Here is a 21,028-nt window from a genome sequence, read left to right on the forward strand (position 1 = left end):
AAATTGATCTGTTTACAATATATCTTGAATTTTATTGAAAACAAATTCTTTTTACAACTTATTTTTCAAAAGATTGCGGTTGGAGTTCTTGTAAAAGAAATGCGCATTGCTACAGTATTCTGAAAGCGAAAAATGCGGAAGGAGTACTGAGTTAGAAAATGAAACGATATTCGATTGCATTCACTGCACCGGGCCGGGTGGAGCTGGAGAGCTGTGAGCTGACCGAACCGGAACTGAAGCGGGACGAGGTGTTTCTTGAGACCGAATGTACTCTGGTCAGCCCGGGAACCGAACGGGCGTGCCTGCTCGGGCTCACCGATGGAGAGTTCCCGAAATACCTCGGATACAGTGCAGTGGCAAGAGTCCTGCGCGCCGGCGAAGAAGCCGGCTTTCAAGCGGGAGAGCGGGTTCTGGTCTACCACAGCATACACTCCACCCATCTGGTGAAGCAGGCCCGGGATCTTGTCCGCATTGAGGATGACGCCCTGCCGGCGCATGTGGCGGTTTTTGCCGTCATAGCCTCGATGGGGTTGCAGGGGGTTCGGAAAGCGCGACCGGAATTCGGGGAGTCGCTGGCGGTGATGGGGCTGGGATTGCTGGGGCTTTTTGCGGTTCGATGCGCATATCTTGACGGACTTTTCCCTGTAATCGCGCTCGATTTCAACGAACGGCGGCGAAAGCTCGCATTGGAGTTCGGCGCCGATGCGGTTTTTTCTCCTGACGAGCCGGAACTTTTGGAGAGGATTCGGCATCTCACCAGGGGAAACGGGGTGGATGTGGTGGTCGAAGTGACCGGCAATCCGGAGGCGCTCAACGAAGCGCTCGATTTCACCGCTCCTTACGGGAGGATTACGCTCACTGGATGCTCGCGCACTCCGACGCATGAGATCGATTTCTATCACAAGGTTCACCGCCCCGGGATCAGCATTATCGGTGCGCACAACATGGCGCGGCCGCTTCACGATAATCGCCCCGGATACTGGACGATGCGGGAGGATATGGCCTTGCTGCTGCGGCTGTTTTCCGCCGGCCGGATCCGGACGGAATCTCTGGTGGACAAAGTGGCTTCTCCGGCGGACGCTCCGCTCATCTTCGAGCGCATCGCCCGCGGAGATCCGGAATTGCTCGGCGTTATTTTCGACTGGAAGATTTTTTTGAAGAAATAGGGAGCATCATACATGCGGAAAATCAGAATCGGGCAGATCGGCGTCGGCCACAACCACGCCTCGGAAAAGATGGCCGCGCTGCGCCGCCTCAGCGATTTCTACGAGGTGGTCGGCATCGTCGAGGAGGATGATTCCTGGTGGAGCCGCCGCGGTGGATGGGCGATGTACCAGGGGATCCCGCGCCTCACGGAGGAGGAGCTTTTCAACACGCCCGGACTGGAGGCGGTCGCGGTGGAGACCGACGGCTTCGAACTCTTGGAGACGGCGCGCCGCTGTGTCGACCGGAATCTCTCCATTCACATGGATAAACCCGGCGGCGAGAAGCTCGAACCGTTTTGCGACCTTCTGAATGAGTTCCGCCGCAAACACCTGACGATTCAGCTCGGTTACATGTACCGCAACAATCCGGCGGTTCAGTACTGCCTTGAGGCGGTCCGCAAAGGGTGGCTCGGCGAGATCTTCGAGGTGCACGCGGTGATGAACCGTTACGACGGGCACGACGAGGCCTACCGCCGCTGGCTCGCGCAGTTTCAGGGCGGGGCGGTCTACATCTTCGCCGGGCATCTGATCGATCTGGTGGTGGCGCTGCTGGGTCGTCCGTTGCGGGTGACGCCCTACCTCACGAAGACGCGCGACGACAATCTGTACGACACCGGCGTGGCCGTGCTGGAGTATCCGCGTGCGGTCGCCACGGTGCGGACCGGCGTCACGGAGGTGGACGGCATGAAGCACCGGCGGCTGATCGTCTGCGGCACGAAGGGGTCGATCGAAATCTGTCCGCTGGAACACCCGGCGGACCGTTACCGGCTCGATCCGCTCCATCTGCGACTGACGCTGCTGGAGGGGAACGAGAGCTTCGAGGCCGGCACTCACATTGTGGATGTCGGCGTCATGAACGGGCGGTACGACAACCAGCTGATCGAACTGGCGAAGATCATCCGGAACGAGATGGAGAACCCGTGGCCGTTCCCGCATGAACGGATTGTCCAGGAGGCGCTGCTGCGCGCTTCCGGCTGTCTTTGATCTGCAAAGCGCAAAGAATGTCGTTTTCACGATTGGAAAGAAAGGATCTGTGATGAACTCTCCCAAAACAGTGCTGGTGCTCGGCGCCTCCGGGGCGATGGGGCAGTACCTTCTCCCGCGTCTGGTGGAGCTGGGGTACCGGATTGACGGTGTTTCGCTGGACGAGGTGAAAAATCCGCTGTCGGGGGTTTCGTACCTCCGCGCGAACGCCAAGGATCGGAATGTCTACCGCGAACTGCTTGCGAAGAACTACGACGGCATCGTCGACTTCCTCACCTACAGCACCGCGGAATTGCCGTGGTATCTGCCGCAGGCATTGAACCACACCGATCACTACATCTTTCTCTCGAGCTGCCGGGTGTTCGATGACAAAGAGCACCCGGTCCGGGAGAGTTCGCCGCGGTTGATCGACTCGTCGACCGATGTTCTGCTGCGTAATTCGGACGACTACTGCATCTACAAGGCGCGGGGCGAAAACATCCTGCGCGCCTCCGCCCGGCGGAACTGGACGATCGTCCGCCCCGCCACAACTTATTCCTTCATGCGCTACCAGCTGGTGACGCTGGAGGCGGCGAACAACGTCGGCCGCGCCTTCGCCGGGAAGCGGGTGGTCGTGCCGGAACAGGCGCGGGAGAAGCAGGCGACGCTGAGCTGGGGCGGCGACGTCGCCCGTATGCTTTCTGGACTCCTCTTCCTCGACCGGGCGCTCGGCGACGACTTCAACGTGGCGACCGGGGAGCACCATTCGTGGGAGGAGATTGCCGCCTATTACAAGGACATCTGCAATCTCGACGCGGTCTGGGTGGACAAGGAGGATTATCTTCGCATCCTATCGCCCGACCCGTACATCATGGGGCCGCGCTGGCAGCTCGAATACGCCCGGCTCTTCACCCGGGTGACCGACAACAGCAAGATCCTCGCCGCGGTCGGAATGAAGCAGAGCGAACTCATGCCGCTCTACGAGGGATTGAAGCTGGAGATCGGCCGCTGTCCGAAGGATACCGTCTGGCCGGTCAACACGGCGATGGATGAATACCTTGCCGCGATGGATCGAAACGGCGCAGGGAGGTGAATCATGGCGAAGCAATGGCGTGTCGCGGTCGCGTTCGACACGACGCAGATTTTTCTCAAGGGACACGGCACTCACCTGGCGTTCGTCGGTCTGCCCGGGGTGGAGCATGTCGCGCTGGCGGATCCCAATCACGAGGGGCTTGAGAAACGCATGTGCGAGCTCGGGGCGAAGCGTCATTACGATGATTATCTGGAGATGCTCGACCGGGAACAACCGCAGATCGTCGTGCTCGGTTCCCGGCTGCCGGAGGATCACGATGTTCAGATCCGGGCGGCGGTGGAGCGGGGGATCCACGTGTTCTGCGAGAAGCCGATGACCAGCGATCTCCGCGTCGCCGACGAACTGATCGCTCTTGCAAAGAAGCACAACGCGAAGATCGCTGTCGCCCATCTGGCGCGTCACGCTCTGGTGTTTCAGACGATGAAACGAATGATCGAAGAGGGCGCGATCGGCACCCCGCTCACCTTCTACGGCCGGGGCAAGGAGGATGAGCGCGGCGGCGGCGAGGATATGGTGGTGCTCGGTACTCACATCCTCGATCTGGGCTGTTATCTCTTCGGCGCTCCGGCGTCGGTCAGCGCGGAGATCACGGTCGAGGGGCGGCCGCTCCGCCGGGAGGACCGCTCTGTCACGAAGGAGCCGCTCGGTCCGGTCGCCGGGGACAATGTGTTCGCGCTCTACCGCTTTCCGAACAGCGTCCACGGAATCTTCGAGAGCCGCAAAGGGCTGTTCCGGAAGCAGGTGCGGATGGGCGTTTCGGTGGTCGGTACCGAAGGAATTCTGAGTGTCCGCTATGACAATGACCGGAAACTCCGGCTGAGCCGCACGCCGTATCCGCCGGAGGACGAAGCCGCCTACGAGGAGGTGCCGCTGGTTGAGACGCGGCAGATTCCGGGGGCGGAAGAGCTGCGCGATTTCGGTTACTTCTGGTATTTCCGGGAGAACAACCGGTTTGCCGCGTGGGATCTGATCCGTGCGATCGAGGAGGAGCGGCAGCCGCTGGCGAGCGCGTACGACGCCCGGAAGGTTCTGGAGATGATCAACGGCGCCTATGCGTCGCAGTTGACCGGACGGGTGGTTCCGCTGCCGCTCGCGGAGCGGGAACATCCTCTGGAAAAGCAGGAGAATGTTGCAAAATGATTCTTGATTCCCATGTTCATCTGCCCTCTGCCAATCACGCGAAAGAGGAGGAGGGCGTCTTTATTTCCTATTTCCCCGACTGGCGCTCCGCGGTCGACTACTCCCGCCGGACCGGAATCGATGGAATGATCTTCACCACCTGGGAGGGGGTGTGGGCCGACACGGAGGAGGAGCTGGAATCTGCCAACCGGGAGGCGCTGGCGATTCACGAGTGTGACCGGCGGCTCTACCCTGGGGTGAGCATCCACCCGGCCTTTCCGGAGTGTTCGAAAAAGTGGTTGAAGAGATTCCGGGAGCGGGGTTTGGTCTGGGTGGGGGAGCTGGTCCACTACCGGGCGAACCGGGGGGACTACGACAGTGCGGAGTGGATCCGGCTCTTCGAGCTGGCCGGAGAGTTCGGCATGATCGTTCAGTTGCACTCTTCGCCGAGTGTAATCCGGCTGGCGAAGCGTCTGCCGGAACTGAAGATCGTCAACTCCCACGTTGAAATTCCGTTGCTGAAGGAGCTCGCGGCGTGTCCGGGCGTCATGCTCGACGTCAGCGGGTTTGCCGGCGGACTCCGGTTCAATTCGATGGAGTACGCCTTGCGGGAGATGGGGCCGGACCGGTTGCTTTTCGGTACCGACTTCACGGTGTATGAGCCGGAATCGTTTCTGCTGCGGTCGCGCCACGCGTTTCTCGACCCGGAAATGCGCGGGAAACTCTACTGTGGCAATCTTTTGTCACTGCTCGCTTCGGCAGGGGCGGGGAACCCATTTCAGGAGGATTAGGTCATGTATGCGATGAAAGTGGATGATGCGCAGGCCATGCACTGGACGGAGGTCCCCGACCCGGTGCCGAAGGCGGGGGAAGTTCTGCTGAAGATTCGCGCGGCCGCGCTGAACCGCGCCGATTTGCTCCAGCGGGCGGGCAAGTATCCGCCGCCGCCCGGCTGGCCCGAGTGGATGGGGCTGGAGGTGGCGGGCACCGTCCTTGCCGCCCCCGCCGGGAGCCGCTGGAAGGCGGGCGACGAGGTGTGCGCACTGCTCGGCGGCGGCGGATACGCCGAAAAGATCGCCGTGCCGGAAGGAATGGTCCTGCCGGTTCCGGCGGGGCTGTCGATGGCGGAAGCCGCGTCTCTGCCGGAGGTGTTTGCGACCGCGTATCTGAATCTCTTCTTCGAGGCGAATATGAGGGCAGGGGAGACGGTTTTCGTGCAGGCGGGGGCGAGCGGGCTCGGACTGGCGGCGATTCAGCTGGCGAAATCGTTCGGCGCGAAGGTGATGACCTCGGTCGGTTCGCCGGAGAAAGCCGAGGCGGTCCGCCGCATCGGGGCGGACTGGGTGCTGGAGCGCCATCGAGATGATCCGGTTGCGGCGTTCGAGGCGCACCCGGTGGATATCGCGCTCGACTGCGTCGGCGGCGAGGTGCTCGGGAACTGCATCGAAAAACTCGCGCCCGGCGGCCGCTGGATCCTCATTTCAACCCTCGGCGGGGAGTTCGCCCGGATCAGTCTCCGGCCGATTCTCAAGCGGGGAATCCGGCTGATCGGGAGCACGCTGCGCAGCCGGCCGACGGAGATGAAGGCGCGGATTCTGCACGGGCTCGAAGAGAAGGTCTGGCCGAAATTCGCGTCGAAGGAGATTCGTCCGGTGATCCACGCGGTGCTGCCGGTCGCCCGGGCCGAAGAGGCGCATGCGATTTTGCAGCGCAACGGGAACATCGGCAAAGTGGTGCTGGAGATCGACTGAGATGAGTTCCGGAGCCTCCCGCAGCCGGGCGGCGGAACCGCTCGTTTTCTGCCGGAGATTCTGTTTCTGGCTGATCCTGAGCGGAACCGGGCTCTACTTCTTCGCCAACATCCAGCGGGTGGCGATTCCGGGAGCGATCTTCGATCTGCTGCAGGAGGATCTGCATCTGACCGCGCCGGGCGTCACCGCGCTCGGTTCGGTCTTCATGTATGTCTACGCACTGAATCAGTTGCTGATCGGACTCTTCGTCAGCCGTTACGGCGGGCGGCGGGTGATTCTGCCCGGCGCGTTGCTCTTCTGTCTGGGGTCACTGCTCTTTCCGCTCTCTTCGGGGATCTGGCTCTACGTCAGCCGGGCGCTGACCGGATTCGGGGCGAGTTCGCTCTATCTCGCGCTCATCGACGAAACAATCCGCGCCTGCCGTAAAAACTACGCCATCGTGGTCTCGCTGGTGATCACGGCGGGGTACGCCGGCGGCATCGTCGCCAACGCGCCGTTTGTCGCCGTGGTCCGGGCGGCCGGGTGGCAGCGGACACTGCTCGGTGTCGCCGGGCTGACGATCCTCTGCTGCCTCCTGTTTGCGGCGGTCTCCTCGTTGCGGAAACTGCCGCCGGTGCGGCGCGATGTCCCGTTCCGGTTTTCCCCCTTCTGCCAGGTTCTGGCGGTGGGGAACAACCGGATGGTGTTCCTTTTCAGCGGCCTCAATTTCGGACTTTACTACGTGATCCAGACGGTGATCGGCAAGAAATTTCTGGAGGATTTCTGCGGGTTCTCCTCGCCGGATGCGGCGTGGATCCTCTCGCTGACCGGACTGATTTCGGCGGTCGCGGGAACCCTGCTCGCGCTGCTGAGCCGTCTGGCCGGAAACCGGCGGGCCGTCTTCTGCCGCATCGCGGGGGCGGTCAGCGTTTCGGTGTGCGGGCTCATCACGCTCCTTCTGCTCTGCGATCTCCACAGCGGCTGGATTGCGTTGCTCTTCTGTTTGCTCGCCTCCACCGGGAGCATGTCGTCGATCGCGATTCCGCTGCTGCACGAAACCAATCCGCGCGAACTGGCCGGACCGGCGGTCTGTTTCATGAACTTCAGCTTCTACCTCGCGGTCGCGTTTTTCGGGAATCTCGCCGGCTGGCTGTTGAACACCTTCCCGCCGGAAACGGTCGGCAACACGCTGGTCTATCCGCGAAACTCCTACCTTGCGGTGTTCGCCGTGCTGGCGTTGGCCTCCGTCGCGGTGCTCCTGGGGGCGCTGAACGTGCGGGAGAGGGCCGGGCGGCGGATTTGAGAATCCTGTTTTCCGGGTGTATATTATCCGGATATGATGGAAGATGAAAAACAGCTCCTGCCGGTCGGCGCCGTCCTGCCGGAACTCTTTGCCGCGCTCCGTTCGTCGGGCGGCGCCGTGCTCGCCGCCGCGCCCGGTGCGGGCAAGACCACGCTGGTGCCGGGGGCCTGCCTCGATGAACCGGAGTTCGCTTCCGGCCGCATCCTGCTTTTGGAGCCGCGCCGGGTCGCCGCCCGCGCCGCGGCGCGCCGCATCGCCTCTCTGCTCGGCGAACCGGTCGGCCGCCGGGTCGGCTACATCGTGCGCGGTGACTCCCGGTATACGGCGGAGACCCGGATTCTCGTGGTCACCGAAGGGGTGCTGATCCGGCGGATTCAGGAGGATCCGGCGCTGGAGGACACCGCGCTGGTCATCTTCGACGAATTTCACGAACGCAGTCTCGACGCCGATCTCGGGCTGGCGCTGGTGCTCGATCTGCGCGGCGCGCTCCGGCCGGAGTTGAAGGTGCTGGTGATGTCCGCGACGCTGGAGACGGAAGCGGTCTCCCGACTGCTCGGCGGAGTGCCGGTGATCGAGGCGCCGGGCCGCCAGTTCCCGGTGGAACAGCGCTGGAGCGCCCCCGGAACGCTCGACCGGTTTCATCCGGCCCCCGCCGTCGCCCGCGCCTGCGCCGGACTCTACCGCGAAAAGGCCGGCGACATGCTGGTCTTTCTGCCCGGCATGGCGGAGATCGAAGCGACCCGGGCACTGCTGGAGACGATGCTGCCGGAGGAGGCGCTTCTGCTGCCGCTTCACGGTTCGCTCTCCCCCGCCGAACAGGACCGCGCGCTCCAGCCCGCCCCGCCGGGGCGGCGGAAGGTGGTGCTCGCCACCAACATCGCCGAAAGCAGTCTCACCATCGACGGGGTGACGCTGGTGGTCGATTCCGGATTGGAGCGGAGACTGCGCTATTCGCCCGCGGCGGGCATCTCCTTTCTCGAACTCGGGCGCATTTCGCAGGCGTCCGCCGCCCAGCGCAGCGGCCGGGCGGGGCGGACCGCGCCCGGAACCGCCCTCCGGCTCTGGAGCGAACTTGAGCACCGCAGTCTGGAAGTGCGGACCCGGCCGGAGATTCTCGATGCCGATCTGGCCGGTTTCGCGCTGGAGCTGGCGGCGTGGGGTGCCGCGCCCGCCGATCTCGCCTGGCTGGACCCGCCGCCGGAGGCGGGATTTGCCGCCGCGCGAAAACTGCTCACCGAACTCGGCGCCCTCGACCGGGAGGGGCAACTTACGTCGCGCGGACGGAAACTTGCCTCTCTGCCGGTCCATCCCCGGCTGGGGATGATGCTGTTGCGCGCCGCCGAACTCGGACTTGCCCCGCTCGGCGCGGAACTTGCCGCACTTCTGGAAGAACGTGACGTTCGCCGGAGCTTTTCCGGCGCCGATTTGCGCGAGCGGGTCGAACGGATGCGCCGCCACCCCGGGGAGTTTCGCAACCAGCTGGTGATCAAGCAACAGCTTCTCTCGCTCCTCCGGGGTAAGGAGGAGCAAATTCCGGTGGAGAAGTGCGGACTTCTCACCGCGTTCGCCTATCCCGGCCGGATCGGCCGCGCCCGCGGCCGCCACAGCACCGGCTATCTGTTGAGCGGCGGCTCCGGCGCCCGGCTGGAGGAGGGGGATGCGCTCTGCCGCAAGGAGTTTCTCGCGGTCGCCCGCCTCGACGGCGCCGCCGGGCGCGAGGCGGTGATCCGGCTGGCGGCGCCGCTCGACGAAGAGGATCTGGAACTGCTGTTCGCCGATGGATTGACCACCCGCGTGACGGTGGAGTTCGATCCGGAGCGGGAACGCGCGGTCGCCCGGGAGGAGCTCCGGTTCGGCGCTCTGCTGCTCAGGAGCACTCCGGTGGAGCCGCCGCCCGGCGTACTGCCCCGCGCGGTGCTCGCTTCGGCGCTCGACCGGAAGCTGGAACTGCCGCCAGTTGAGCAGAAGGCGGCCCGGCGACTGCTGGAGCGGGTCCGCTACGCCGCGAAACAGGAGCCGGAACGCTATCCGGACTGGTCGGAAGAGGCGTTCCGCCGCATTCTGCCGGAGCTTGCCGCGCCCTATTTCCCGGAGGTGCGGAGCTTCTCCGACCTCGCCCGCGCCGATTTTCTCACGGTACTGCGCACGGAGCTCGGCCCGGAACGGTTGCGCGAGCTCGACCGCGATTATCCGGAAAACTTCACCTCTCCTGCCGGAGCCGCCCACAAGATCGACTACTCCGGCGTGGAGCCGACTCTGCCGGTCCGGGTGCAGGAGATGTACGGCGTGCAGGTGCATCCGGTGCTGGGCCGCTCCCGCCGGCCGCTGCGGGTGGAACTGCTCTCGCCCGCCGGGCGGCCGGTTCAGGTCACCACCGATCTGCCCGGATTCTGGCGGGGGAACTGGCCGCTGGTCCGCAAGGAGATGAAGGGGCGCTACCCCAAGCACTTCTGGCCGGAGAACCCCGCGGAGGCGCTCCCCACCACCCGCACCCGGGCGAAGATGGAGCAGGAGAGGCGGTGAAGAGGGGCGGAAGGCTCCTTCGCGTTTGATTTTTTCCTGTTTTTTACCCTTTGGGCGCTTGCAGAGAGCGACATGAAATGCTAACTTTACCGGATATGGGAAATGCAAGCCGGTAACGGCTCCTGCCGCCGCCGGGGGAACATCAAACAGGGAGCAGGGATGAAGATTGCAGTCTGCATCAAGCAGGTGCCGGGAACCACGCAGGTGGAGGTCGACCCGGTCACCGGCACGCTGAAACGGGACGGCGTTGAGTCCAAACTCAATCCGTACGACCTCTACGCGCTGGAAACGGCGCTCCGGCTCAAGGAACAGCTCGGGGCCGAAATCACCGCGCTCACCATGGGGCCGCCGCAGGCGGAGGAGATTCTGCGCGAAGCGTACATGATGGGCGTCGACGACGCGGTGCTGGTTTCCGACCGGAAATTCGCCGGGGCCGACGTGCTCGCCACCAGTTACGCGATCAGTCAGGCGTTGCGGGCGGCCGGTCCGTTCGACCTCATCATCTGCGGCCGCCAGACCACCGACGGGGACACCGCGCAGGTGGGGGCGGAGCTGGCGGAATTTCTCGGAATTCCCCACGTGGCGAACGTCATCCGCATCGAAGGCGCGAACCGGGCGGAGCTCATCCTCCGCTGTGACCTGCCGCTGGAAGAGGTGACGCTGGCTCTGCCGCTGCCCGCCCTCATCTGCGTGGAGAAGAACGTCGGCGAACCGCGGCTGCCCTCCTACCGGCTCAAACTGGCGACCGCCGGGGCGGAGATCCGCCGCCTCTCGCTGGCCGATCTGCCCGACAGCGACGAGAACCACTACGGGCTGAACGGTTCGCCGACGCAGGTGATCCGCATCTTCCCGCCGGAGACCGGGGGGGAGCGCGAAATCTGGGAGGGGAGCGGTCCGGAACTGGCCGGAAAGCTCTACTCGTACCTTGCCGATCACAAATTCCTGCAGCAGCCGAGGTAGTTCAAAATGGCGCGAATCGTTGTAAACATGGCAAACCTCGACCCGGCGCGGGCGAAGGCGATCGTCGAAATCTGTCCGTTCGGCGCAATGGAGTATGTCGACGGCAAGATCATCATCAACGGCAGCTGCCGGATGTGCCGGCTCTGCCTCAAGCGCGATACCGGCGGGGCGATCCGGTTCGAGGACACACCGCGCCCGGTGATCGACAAGTCGAAGTGGAAGGGCATCGCAGTCTACGCCGAACTCTCCGGCGGCGCGCTTCACCCGGTTTCGCTCGAACTGCTCGGCAAGGCGCGGGAACTCGCCGCCAAAGTCGGGCAGGAGGTCTATGCGGTGCTGCCCGGCGCCGCCTGCGACGCGGCCGCGAAACAGCTGGTCGCCTACGGCGCCGACCGCGTGTACGTCTACGAGCATCCGGAGCTGGAGAACTTCCGCATCGAACCCTACAGCGCGGTGATCGAGGATTTCATCGTCAAGGTTCATCCGGCGGTGCTTCTCGCGGGCGGCACTCCGATCGGCCGGACGCTGGCGCCGCGGCTGGCGGCCCGTTTCCGCACCGGACTCACCGCCGACTGCACGGTGCTGGATATCAAGGAGAACACCGATCTCGAACAGATCCGTCCCGCCTTCGGCGGCAACATCATGGCGCACATCAACACCCCCAACCACCGGCCGCAGTTCGCGACGGTGCGCTACAAGATCTTCGCTCTGCCGGAGCCGGTGGAGAATCCCTCCGGCGTGATCGAGCACTGCTCCGTCGAGCCGTCGAAGCTGGTGAGCGACATCCGGGTGGTCGCGGTCGAACCGAAGTCGCCCGAGGTGGGGATCGAGGAGGCCGAAGTGATCGTCGCCGTCGGCCGCGGTGTCAAGAAGCAGGAGGATCTGGAGCTCTTCCGGCGGCTCGCGGCGAAGCTCAACGGCCAGCTCGCCGGAACCCGCTGCCTGGTTGAGAACGGCTGGCTCGACCACCGCTGTCAGATCGGGCTCTCCGGGCGGACGGTCAGTCCGAAGCTGATCCTCTGCTGCGGCATCTCCGGTTCGGTGCAGTTCGTGGCGGGGATGAAGGGGGCGGAAAAGATCATCGCCGTCAACACCGATCCCGCCGCTCCGATTTTCAACGTCGCCCACATCGGAATCGTCGGCGACCTGTACGAAGTTCTGCCGAGACTGGAGACTCTGATTGCCGAGGGAGGCGCGCGCTGAAATGGAATTTACGAAGATCACTCCTGAAATGGTTGCCGAAATCCGCGGTCTCGCCGAAGAGGTGATTCCCGGTCCGGAGATTCACGACGATTTCTGCCACGATGAACTCGCCGGAATCCACTGCCGCCCCGAGGTGCTGGTGCGGGCCCGTTCGACCGAAGAGGTTTCGCGTGTGATGAAATATGCGTATGAGCACCATGTGCCGGTCACGCCCCGGGGGCAGGGCACCGGTCTGGTCGGCGGCTCCGTCGCCCGCTGCGGCGGAATCATGCTCGACCTCTCGAAGATGAACCGGGTGCTCGAAGTGGATGAGGAGAACCTGACGCTGACGCTGGAACCGGGGGTGCTCCTGATGGAGATCGCCGCGCTGGTCGAGCCGATGGGGCTCTTCTACCCGCCGGATCCCGGTGAGAAGTCCGCGACGATCGGCGGCAACATCAGCACCAACGCCGGCGGCATGCGCGCGGTGAAATACGGCGTCACCCGCGACTACGTGCGCGGTCTGGAGGTTGTTCTGCCCGACGGCCGGGTGATCGAACTCGGCGGCAAGGTGGTCAAGAACAGCTCCGGCTACAGTCTGCTCAATCTGATCGTCGGCTCCGAAGGAACGCTCGGAATCGTCACCAAGGCGATTCTGCGTCTTCTGCCTTTGCCGCGCAAGGCGATCAGTCTGCTGGTGCCGTTCCCGGACCTCGCTTCGGCGATCGAAACGGTGCCGCTCATCATCAAATCGAAGGCGATTCCGACCGCGATCGAATTCATGGAGAAATCGGTGATTCTGGCGGCGGAGGAGTTTCTCGGCCGGGCTTATCCGGACAAGAGCGCCGACGCCTATTTATTGCTGACCTTCGACGGGAACAGCCGCGAGGAGATCGAGTCCGCCTATGACGCGGTCGCGAAGACCTGCATCGACAACGGCGCGCTCGACGTGCTCATCTCCAACACGCCCGAGCGGAACGAATCGATCTGGAAGGCGCGCGGCGCCTTCCTCGAGGCGATCAAGAGTTCGACCACCGAAATGGATGAGTGCGACGTGGTGGTGCCGCGCCGCCGGGTGGCGGATTTCATCAAGTTTTCCGCCTCGCTCGAAGAGAAATACGGCGCGCGGATCCGCAGTTTCGGTCACGCCGGCGACGGCAATCTGCATATCTACGTGCTCCGCGACGACCTGCCGGAGGAGAAGTGGAAATCGACTCTGTCGGCGGTCTTCCGCGAACTCTACGACAAGGCGCGCGAATTCGGCGGGCAGGTTTCGGGCGAACACGGCATCGGCTACGTCAAACAGCCCTACCTGGTCGAGTCGCTCGGCGATGACCTCATCGAACTCATGGCCGGAATCAAGAAGGTGTTCGACCCGACCGGGATCCTCAACCCCGGCAAGGTCTGCACCCGCGGCTAGAGGCCGCGTTGTCCGGCGCGGCGGGATTTACCGGAAGACCTGGTTCAGGAGTCCGGCGAACCGCCGCGGCCGGGCGAGATTGTCGATCCATTTGCGGGCGAGGCGCATCCGGAAGAACGGCGAGCGCCCGAAGGTGAAGTCGAGCAGCCGGACCGCCCGGTGCATGTCGGCAAATTCGACCCGTTTCCGGTCGCGGGCGACGGCGAAGGCGGCGGCCATCGCGAAGGCGCACGGCGCGCTGTGCAGCAGATGGCGCAAGCCGGTCACGTAGTCGAAGCGCTGGATCTTCGTCCCGCAGAAGTGCATCGAATCGAGCTTGCCGAAGAAGAACATCTCAAAGACCGCAACCGCTTCCGGGGAGAATTCCGGAACGCGCCCGACGGCGGGGAAGAGCAGCATCGACACCGGCGGGGCCGCCGGATTGAGTTCAGTGAGCGCCCCGACGCCGGAGAAGACGCGCAGATGGCTCAGGGCACGCCGCAGTCGCCGCGAGAGCGCCGCATCCTCAGGGCGGTCGTCGCGCAGATAGCCGCAGAGCAGACTGCGGAATTCGGAGCGGACGAGCGCGTCGCACCGGCCGCGGCCAAGTTCCCGCTCCAGCTCCGGCCGCGCTTTCTCCACGAATGCGGCGAGGTCGGCGGCGAACTCTTCATCTGCATTCTGAATGGCGCCGAACATCTCCTTGCGGTCGTGGAAATCGAGGATTCTGGCGGCGGCGTAGAGCCGCAGTTTGAGCGGCAGTTCCCGGTTGCGGAGCAGTTGCCGGAATCCGGCGTGCACCAGCCGCACCTTTCCCAGCGGCGCCGGGTTGGCGCGGGAGTAGATGCAGTCGTTGATGCCGCGCCGGAGCCCGAGTTGACGGGCGAAACGGAGGATCTCGTCAGTCCGTTCCCCGAGCGGAGTTCCGCCGGGGAGCCCGACCGAGGGGCAGATGAAGCGGAGTTCCGCCGAAAGCCCGCCATCCGCCCACGGCTGGATGTGGAGCGGAAAAATCCGGCAGCTCAGCGGCTTGGCCGCCATGCCGTGCCGCTTGTGAATGGCGCAGAGGCGGCCGTCGGCGAAGACGCACCGCCCGTCGCTCCCCTTGCGCATGACGAATTCGCCGGGGCGGTCGGTCGAGGGGGTGAAACACTCCTCGAACGTCTTCGGAGCACCCGGCACGGCGAGGCGCATGATCGCTTCCGCCTCCTCCTGCGTGGCCTGCACCTCAAAGAGGGTGCAGCAGCCGGTTTCGCAGTTGAGGCAGTGGGCGGTCTGCTCCGGATTGAGAGCGACGGAACGGCCGGTCATGATCAGGGTTTGACGTTCCATTCGCCCCGGGCGTTCTGAATCGGAATGCCGGAGGGCGCGCGTTCGGCCATGCGGGCGGCGAACCGTTCGCCGACGAATTCCGGCGTGCTGTTCTGCCGGCGGGCGATGTTGGTGAAGATGGTAGTGCGGTCGGCATTTTCCGCCTCGACCAGCTTCTTCAGCTCGGCGCTGACTTTGGTGTCATCGGCACGCAGTTCGAGGAAGCCGCGGTTGTTTTCGCCGATCAGCTTCTCCTTGAGGGCCGAATTGAGCGCGGCACGGCGCTCGGCGAACCGCTTGCGACGGAGAGTGCGCTCGTCGTTGGCGGTGCTCTTCTGCGCCGGAGCGGGGGCGGCGATCTCTTCGGCGATCGCCTGATCCACCTTGACGTTCAGATTGACGTCGACGGTGACCTGAACCGGCTTGACGGTGATCTCATTCTGCGTTTTGATCGTGGGGGTGCATCCCGCCGCGGCGGCGAGAACGAACAGGGGGATGGTCCGATAAAATTTCATGTCCTTTTCTCCTTTAGATGATGGATTGCAGCCGTTTGTTTAAATTGAGCAGAAGGTTCAATGGAACCCTCGTATTGATGTTGAGCTGGATTCCCTGAAAATGGGCTTTGACTGTGGGGTCGCGCCGGAGCTCGCCGCTTTCCTCGTCGTAGCCGAAGGGGAGGGGGCCGACGGGCTGGCCATCGAACTGAAGCGAAATCACCAGCTGGTCCGCCTCGGTCTGCAGGTGGAATTTCACCCAGTTGTAGTTGAAGTCGCGGAGCGCTTCCGACGCGAATTCAAGCTGGGTCTGTTTCAGGACCGCGCCGCCGCCGGCGAGCAGTTTATCCGGCTCGGAGACTGCGATGTGGCTCTCGGTGCCCGGACGCGAATAGAGATAACTGCGGTCGAAGAAGATTCCCCGTTTCCGGTCGAACCGCACCGGGAGTTTCCCGAAGACGGTGCCGTCTCCGACCGTTCCGGCGGGGGCGATGCCGAGTTCGAGCAGCATGGTGGCGAGGTTGATGTTTTCGCAGTAGAAGGTGGTGTTCCACACCTGCTGATTGGTGCGGAGCCGGAGTGGTCGCATGTAGAGTTCGCCGCCGCACCAGTGGAATCCGGCGTTTTCGATGGTCACCTGCGAGGTGGATTCAATTTCAAAATGTACCTCAAGATCGGTGATGTTGATCTTGCCTGCCCGGATTTTGGCAATTTTGAGTCTCTGCGCCGGCGGAGTGGTCAGCTTGAAGAGATCGTCGAACCGGAGGTCGAGCGAGAGCCCGGAGAGTTCGAGGTTGGAATCCGGCATCTGGAAGGAACCGTTCCGGAGCATAACCTGCAGACCGGTGGTGAGTTTGCCGTTCTCCAGCCGCACCGCTCCGCCGAGCGAGAGCGAAGCATTGGCCGCGGCGTCGCCGAGCGAGGGAACGTAATCCCCCAGCCGGAGCGGCTTGTCGGGCGTGTAGGTCGGCAGATTGAATTCAAAGAGCATTTCGGGCGTCGTTCCGCTCTTGGGCTCGAAGGTGCCACGGAAGTTGAGCTGCGCCTTCGGCGCGAGCGGTGAACGGCAGGTCCCCGCGAGCAGGAAGTCGCGCCCTCTGAGCTGGATGGTGCTCGAAACCGAACCGATTTTCGAGCGGTCCAGCTGGATGCTCCCCGCGGTCAGTGTACCGGGATTGGTTTCGGTCGGCGGCAGCGGCAGGGTGAAGGCGATCTCCCGCATGGCCAGCTTCTGCGCCGCATTGTCAATGGTGATGCCGCTGCCGGAGAGCAGGAAGAGTCCGCCGGCGCGATAGAGGCGCAGCAGCGGAGCCTTGAGCGTGCATCCGTAGGCTTCGGCGATGATTTTCCCGGTGGTGAGTTCCGCGTCGGCGATACGGATGGCGTCGGCGGAACCGGCGAGCGAAAGTTTCCACTCGATCGGTGCTTCGGCGGCCACGTTGACTCCGGAGGCGGTGAATGCGGGGAAGGGGAGCGAGCCGGACGCAACCGCGCTGACGAGATTGTCCTGCTTGTTCCAGCGCAGACTGAACCGCTGTTCCCCGGTGATCGGCCGTTCAAAACGGAGCGGAAGTGTGGTGTCCTTCGTCAGGTCGAGCGCGATGTGGCTGAACCCGGCAAGTTCGATCTGGTCGCTCGCGATTCCGGCGGAGAGATCGAGGTCGAATTTCAATGTGCCTTCCGGATGGATTCCGGTCAATCCGGTGAGCGCTTCGAGGCGCAGTTTCGTGCGGGTTTTGGCCGTGAGTTTGCCGGTGGTGCGGTCGAAATCGAGCTGCAGATAGAGATTCTGGCCGCGCGGCGAGAGCGTGAGCTGGGCTTCGATCTTGTTCCAGGCGGGATCCTGCGGGGTGATGACCGCTTCAATCGGGATCAGCAGTACGCGCCCTTCATAGTCGAGCCGGAGCCGCATTTCACGGAGCGTGATGCGCCGGATGATGACCTGCCCGGCGGATTTTTCCTCCTGCGGAACGGCGGCCGCTTCCGGCTTCTCTGCCGATTGGGCGAGGGCCTGCTGCAGGCGGTCGAGGCTGACGCCGGAGAGTGCGAATTTGCCGTTGCTCCAGCGCACGCCGATTTCGGCGCCGCTCAGCGTCAGGTTCTCGACGCGGAGCATCTCTTTTCCATCGCGGGGCAGGCGGGGCGCGTAGTCCGCCCGAATTGAATCGACCGAGAGAATGCCGCCTTCGGCATCGGTGAGCCGGAATCCCTCCAGGTCGGCACCGGTGAGGCCGATCCGGCGGATTTTGAGCTCGACCTTCTCCTGGCCGAAGCTGCGGCCAAGCTGCGGAACGAGCCGGGTGGCGAGCCAGTCCGGCAGATACCAGTGCCAGGCGATCAGCCCGGCCGCGGTGCCGGCGAGCAGGAGAAGTACGATAAGAAACAGGAGAATCAGCAGAATTCTCCGGAACAGTCTGGCTTTTTTACCCATAACACTATTTCCCTATGCAGAAACGGCTGAAAATATGATCGAGAATATCCGGCTCCACACTCCGGCCGGTGATGGCGCCGACCAGGCGGCGCGCCTCCCTCAGCTGGGCGGAGGCGATCTCAAAATCGCCGGATTCAACGTTGCGGACCGCTTCCGGAAGCTGTGCAAGCGCCTCCCGGAGCAGGGCCGCGTGGCGGGCGTTGACCGCCACTTCCGGTTCCGCCGGATGCGGGTCGTGCACCGCCGCGGCGGCGAAGGCGTCAAGCAGGGCATCCAATCCGGTGCCGGTTTTCGCCGAGAGCTTCACCACCGGGCCCGGAAGTTCCGGGAGTTCCCGCTCCGGAACGAGGTCGATCTTGTTCCAGACGGCGATTCTCCCGGGGGGCGCGGAGCGTTCCATTTCGGCGAGTTCCTCGTTGAGCTGTTCCGCCGAGGCGTCGAGCAACCAGAAGGTGATGCGGGCCGCGGCGATGGAGCGGCGGCTCCGCTCGACCCCCTCCTGTTCGATCGGGTCGTCGCTCCGGCGCAGTCCGGCGGTGTCGGTGAGCCGCACCGGCAGGCCGCGGAGCACGGTCGAAACTTCGACGGTGTCCCGGGTCGTCCCCGGAATCGCCGTGACGATCGCCCGGTCGTAGCCGACCAGCCGGTTGAGCAGGCTGGACTTCCCGGCATTGGGCCGCCCGGCGAGGACCAGACTGACGCCGTCGCGGAGCGTCGCGCCGAGCTCGCGGGTTTCCAGCAACGCCTGGAGTTCGGCGGCGACGGCGTTGATCTTCGCCGCGACATCCGGATCCCACGCCAGCTCCTCTTCCGGGAAATCGAGGTGGGATTCACACTCCGCCCGGAGTTCGTTCAGTTTCTCCCAGACCGCGTCGAGGCGATGGCTGAGCGAGCCGGCCAGCTGGCGTTCGGCGACGTTCAACGCCTGCTCGCTGCCGGCGCCGATCACATCGGCGACCGCTTCGGCCTGAACGAGATCCATCTTGCCGTTGACGAAGGCGCGGAAGGTGAACTCCCCCGGCTCCGCCATCCGGCAGCCGGAGGCGAGCAGCAGCCGGAGCAGTGCATCCGCCACGGCTGCTCCGCCGTGGCAGTGAAGCTCCACCACATCGTCACCGGTGTAGCTGGCGGGGGCCTTCATGTAGACGGCGAGCGCGCTGTCGCTGCCGGCGCGGCCGAGTAGCATCTTCCTGGCATTTGCCGCGGAGAGCGGCGTCTTGCCGTGCCACACCCGGTTGCCGATGGCGAGGGCGTCGGGGCCGGAGATGCGGAGGATGGAAATCGCTCCGCCGATTCCGGTCGCGGGCGCCGCGATGTTGTCACTGGTATTCATCATGTCATACAATAGCACCAAAGGGGTGCAAATACCAGTGTCGGAGCCGCTTTTTCCGCGACTTGACAAGGAAAAAAGGACAGGTTATATTACCATTGGAAATGGGGCGGCGGAACTCTTTTTCCGCCGGCGGAGAGTTCAGCAAGCGTGAAAGGAGCAAAATCATGGGATTGGTGAAGATTACCGGTGCGCGGGTCCTGATGCGTCGAATCGTGACGCTGGTGGTTCTGGTGATTCTGGCGATCGGAGCATGGTGGTGCTGGCAGAATCGCGACTGGCTGATCTACAAGGCGCAACGTCAGTACGACCGGCAGGCCTACGGGCTGAACTGGAAGACCGACATCAGCACCGCCGGCGACAAGGCGCGCCGCGAGAAGAAGCAGATCATGATCGCCTTTCTCAAAGAGGGTCATGCGGACAGCGACCGGCTCAAGAGATCGATCTTTCCTGATCCCGGCTTCAAGGTTGTGGAAAACAACTACGTGCTGCTGCTGGTGGACTATCCGCAGGATACCTCGAAGATGTCGGCGCGCGAGAAGGCGTTCTGCGATGAGTTGATCAAGCGCTATGCGGTGGACCGGTTTGCCGTCTTTCTGGTGGCGGAGCCGAAGGAGGGGGGGCAGCAGGAGCTGCGCCGTTTCACCTATGCCGGAGAGCGTCCGCGGACACTGCTGGACAAGCTGGCCGGCGGCCGTTTCATCGCGAAGGAGGCGGTGGACAGCACGCCGCAGATGAAGAGCCTCGACGTGCCGGACGTCTCGAAATTGAAGGAGCTGGTTCCGGGGGAAGGCACCATCACGGTCGGGGAGGATCCCGCCGCGGCACCGGAGAAAAAGCCGGGCACCATCACGGTCGGGGAGGAGCCGGCCGCGCAGTAGCTCTCACAATTTGAATGATTTTTCTGAGCGACGGCTTTCGGAATGAGTTCCGGAGGCCGTCGGTGTTTTTCGCTGCAGTTATTTTTCCGGAATGTGGATGAGGCTGGAGAAGCGGTGGAGGAATCGGCGGGTTCGCCAGACGCTGAGATCGGGGATTCCGGTGAGCCGTTTGTACAGAAACAGCAACGGGTAGAGGAAAATCTCCTCCGGATATTTCAGCAGGTAACCGGTCAGCTTGCGGAATCGACGGGGGGAGTTCCCGTTGCCGGTCAGCAGCATCAAAAAGAGGCGGAACCGCATCGGTTTGAGTCCGGCATGCCGGGAGCAGGGCAGAGCGCATTGCCCTTTTGTTTCCGCGAGGGCGGTTTCCGCCATGGCCAGATGGGTTTCGAATCGGGTGAAATACAGATTTCTCCTCCGGAATTCTGCATCGGACAACGTGGCCTGACCGGAACGGATTCTCCAGAAAGAGAGTATTTCCGGCAGGTAGACCACGTTGGAGAAGAGTCCCGCTTTCATGTCCCACAAAAAGTCTCCCATCGGGCCGAAGTTGCAGGGGAAATTACCGGTCTCTCTGAGCAGAGAACTGCGGAAGAGGACCTGGGTGATGGAGGGATAAACGGTATCTCCGGCCAGAGCGCGGAGGCCGTCGTATGGAGCCATGCGCAGATGCAGCCGGTCCTCCGGATAATCGATGAAAAGAGAGGTGTGGGAGGCGTCAGCGGCGACCTCCTTTCCGGATTCGTCGATGAAGCCCAACGCGGAGTGGCAGAGGGAACATTGCGGAAACCGTTCCAGCGCATCGACCATTTTTTCCAGACAGTCATCGGTCATGGAGTCGTCGCTGGTGGCGATGTAGACATATTCGCCCCGGATCTGTTCCAGACAGAAGTTCCAGCTCTGATAGAGGCCGGGAGGAACCTGCCATGCGCGGATGCGTGGATCGCGGTCGGCGAATTGTTTCAGAAACTCCCAGGAGCCGTCGGAGGAGAAACTGTCGGCGATGATGAGTTCCCAGTCGGAAAGGGTCTGCGACAGAATGGAGCGCATCCGCTCTTCCAGAAAGGGAAAGGTGTTCAGATTGGGCAGCAGAATGGATACTTT

17 protein-coding genes are annotated in these 21,028 nt (G+C 63.5%); 12 read left to right on the forward strand and 5 right to left on the reverse strand.

What is annotated here, in order from left to right; translation table 11 throughout:
* Positions 1 to 158: 158 nt before the first annotated feature.
* From ACMLHG_RS02845 to ACMLHG_RS02895, 11 genes are all read left to right on the forward strand, one after another.
* Complete coding sequence (locus ACMLHG_RS02845; RefSeq protein WP_417169478.1) at positions 159 to 1,166, forward strand: zinc-dependent alcohol dehydrogenase; 1,008 nt, start codon at positions 159 to 161, stop codon at positions 1,164 to 1,166.
* A 12-nt stretch (positions 1,167 to 1,178) separates the two neighbouring features.
* Positions 1,179 to 2,189 (forward strand): Gfo/Idh/MocA family protein, encoded by a 1,011-nt coding sequence (locus ACMLHG_RS02850; RefSeq protein ID WP_294434919.1) that lies wholly within the window; start codon positions 1,179 to 1,181, stop codon positions 2,187 to 2,189.
* Between the two features lie 52 nt (positions 2,190 to 2,241).
* Positions 2,242 to 3,261 (forward strand): NAD-dependent epimerase/dehydratase family protein, encoded by a 1,020-nt coding sequence (locus ACMLHG_RS02855; protein WP_417169479.1) that lies wholly within the window; start codon positions 2,242 to 2,244, stop codon positions 3,259 to 3,261.
* 3 nt (positions 3,262 to 3,264) lie between these two features.
* Entirely contained in the window at positions 3,265 to 4,401 is a 1,137-nt protein-coding gene (locus ACMLHG_RS02860) for a Gfo/Idh/MocA family protein (RefSeq protein ID WP_417169480.1), read from the forward strand.
* Positions 4,398 to 5,171 carry an amidohydrolase family protein gene (locus ACMLHG_RS02865; protein WP_417169481.1) on the forward strand — a complete coding sequence of 258 codons (774 nt, stop codon included), beginning with the start codon at positions 4,398 to 4,400 and terminating at the stop codon, positions 5,169 to 5,171. The genes ACMLHG_RS02860 and ACMLHG_RS02865 overlap by 4 nt, the downstream gene beginning before the upstream one ends.
* Positions 5,172 to 5,174: 3 nt before the next feature.
* Positions 5,175 to 6,131 (forward strand): NAD(P)H-quinone oxidoreductase, encoded by a 957-nt coding sequence (locus ACMLHG_RS02870; RefSeq protein WP_294434926.1) that lies wholly within the window; start codon positions 5,175 to 5,177, stop codon positions 6,129 to 6,131.
* Position 6,132: 1 nt separating this feature from the next.
* Entirely contained in the window at positions 6,133 to 7,413 is a 1,281-nt protein-coding gene (locus tag ACMLHG_RS02875) for an MFS transporter (RefSeq protein ID WP_295809632.1), read from the forward strand.
* Between the two features lie 33 nt (positions 7,414 to 7,446).
* Entirely contained in the window at positions 7,447 to 9,936 is a 2,490-nt protein-coding gene (hrpB, locus tag ACMLHG_RS02880) for an ATP-dependent helicase HrpB (RefSeq protein ID WP_417169483.1), read from the forward strand.
* Between the two features lie 159 nt (positions 9,937 to 10,095).
* On the forward strand, positions 10,096 to 10,896 hold the full coding sequence (locus ACMLHG_RS02885; protein WP_294434931.1) for an electron transfer flavoprotein subunit beta/FixA family protein: 801 nt from the start codon (positions 10,096 to 10,098) through the stop codon (positions 10,894 to 10,896).
* A 6-nt stretch (positions 10,897 to 10,902) separates the two neighbouring features.
* Positions 10,903 to 12,099 carry an electron transfer flavoprotein subunit alpha/FixB family protein gene (locus tag ACMLHG_RS02890; protein WP_295809638.1) on the forward strand — a complete coding sequence of 399 codons (1,197 nt, stop codon included), beginning with the start codon at positions 10,903 to 10,905 and terminating at the stop codon, positions 12,097 to 12,099.
* 1 nt (position 12,100) lies between these two features.
* Positions 12,101 to 13,498 (forward strand): FAD-binding oxidoreductase, encoded by a 1,398-nt coding sequence (locus ACMLHG_RS02895; RefSeq protein WP_294434935.1) that lies wholly within the window; start codon positions 12,101 to 12,103, stop codon positions 13,496 to 13,498.
* A gap of 27 nt (positions 13,499 to 13,525) precedes the next feature.
* On the opposite strand, the gene ACMLHG_RS02900 is transcribed toward ACMLHG_RS02895, so the two are convergent.
* Genes ACMLHG_RS02900 through mnmE form a run of 4 tightly spaced genes read right to left on the reverse strand, consistent with a single transcriptional unit; the run spans position 13,526 to position 19,049 of the window.
* Positions 13,526 to 14,809: a hypothetical protein gene (locus ACMLHG_RS02900; protein WP_417169484.1), complete on the reverse strand. Its 1,284-nt coding sequence runs from the start codon at positions 14,807 to 14,809 to the stop codon at positions 13,526 to 13,528.
* The gene (locus ACMLHG_RS02905) at positions 14,791 to 15,303 is read right to left on the reverse strand and encodes a DUF1318 domain-containing protein (RefSeq protein WP_294434938.1); all 513 of its coding nucleotides are present in this window, start codon (positions 15,301 to 15,303) and stop codon (positions 14,791 to 14,793) included. The genes ACMLHG_RS02900 and ACMLHG_RS02905 overlap by 19 nt, the downstream gene beginning before the upstream one ends.
* A 13-nt stretch (positions 15,304 to 15,316) precedes the next feature.
* Positions 15,317 to 17,713, reverse strand: a complete 2,397-nt coding sequence (locus ACMLHG_RS02910; RefSeq protein WP_417169485.1) for an intermembrane phospholipid transport protein YdbH family protein — start codon at positions 17,711 to 17,713, stop codon at positions 15,317 to 15,319.
* A 4-nt stretch (positions 17,714 to 17,717) separates the two neighbouring features.
* Positions 17,718 to 19,049: a tRNA uridine-5-carboxymethylaminomethyl(34) synthesis GTPase MnmE gene (gene mnmE / locus ACMLHG_RS02915; RefSeq protein WP_417169486.1), complete on the reverse strand. Its 1,332-nt coding sequence runs from the start codon at positions 19,047 to 19,049 to the stop codon at positions 17,718 to 17,720.
* 161 nt (positions 19,050 to 19,210) lie between these two features.
* On the opposite strand from mnmE, the gene ACMLHG_RS02920 reads away from it, so the two are divergent.
* Complete coding sequence (locus tag ACMLHG_RS02920; protein WP_417169487.1) at positions 19,211 to 19,924, forward strand: hypothetical protein; 714 nt, start codon at positions 19,211 to 19,213, stop codon at positions 19,922 to 19,924.
* Between the two features lie 78 nt (positions 19,925 to 20,002).
* Here the strand turns inward: ACMLHG_RS02920 and ACMLHG_RS02925 are convergent.
* Positions 20,003 to 21,028: glycosyltransferase family 2 protein (locus ACMLHG_RS02925; RefSeq protein WP_417169488.1), on the reverse strand; the 1,026-nt coding region annotated here is incomplete at its 5' end.

The sequence above is a fragment of the Victivallis sp. genome (genome assembly GCF_048170485.1).
Taxonomy (GTDB): Bacteria; Verrucomicrobiota; Lentisphaeria; order Victivallales; family Victivallaceae; genus Victivallis.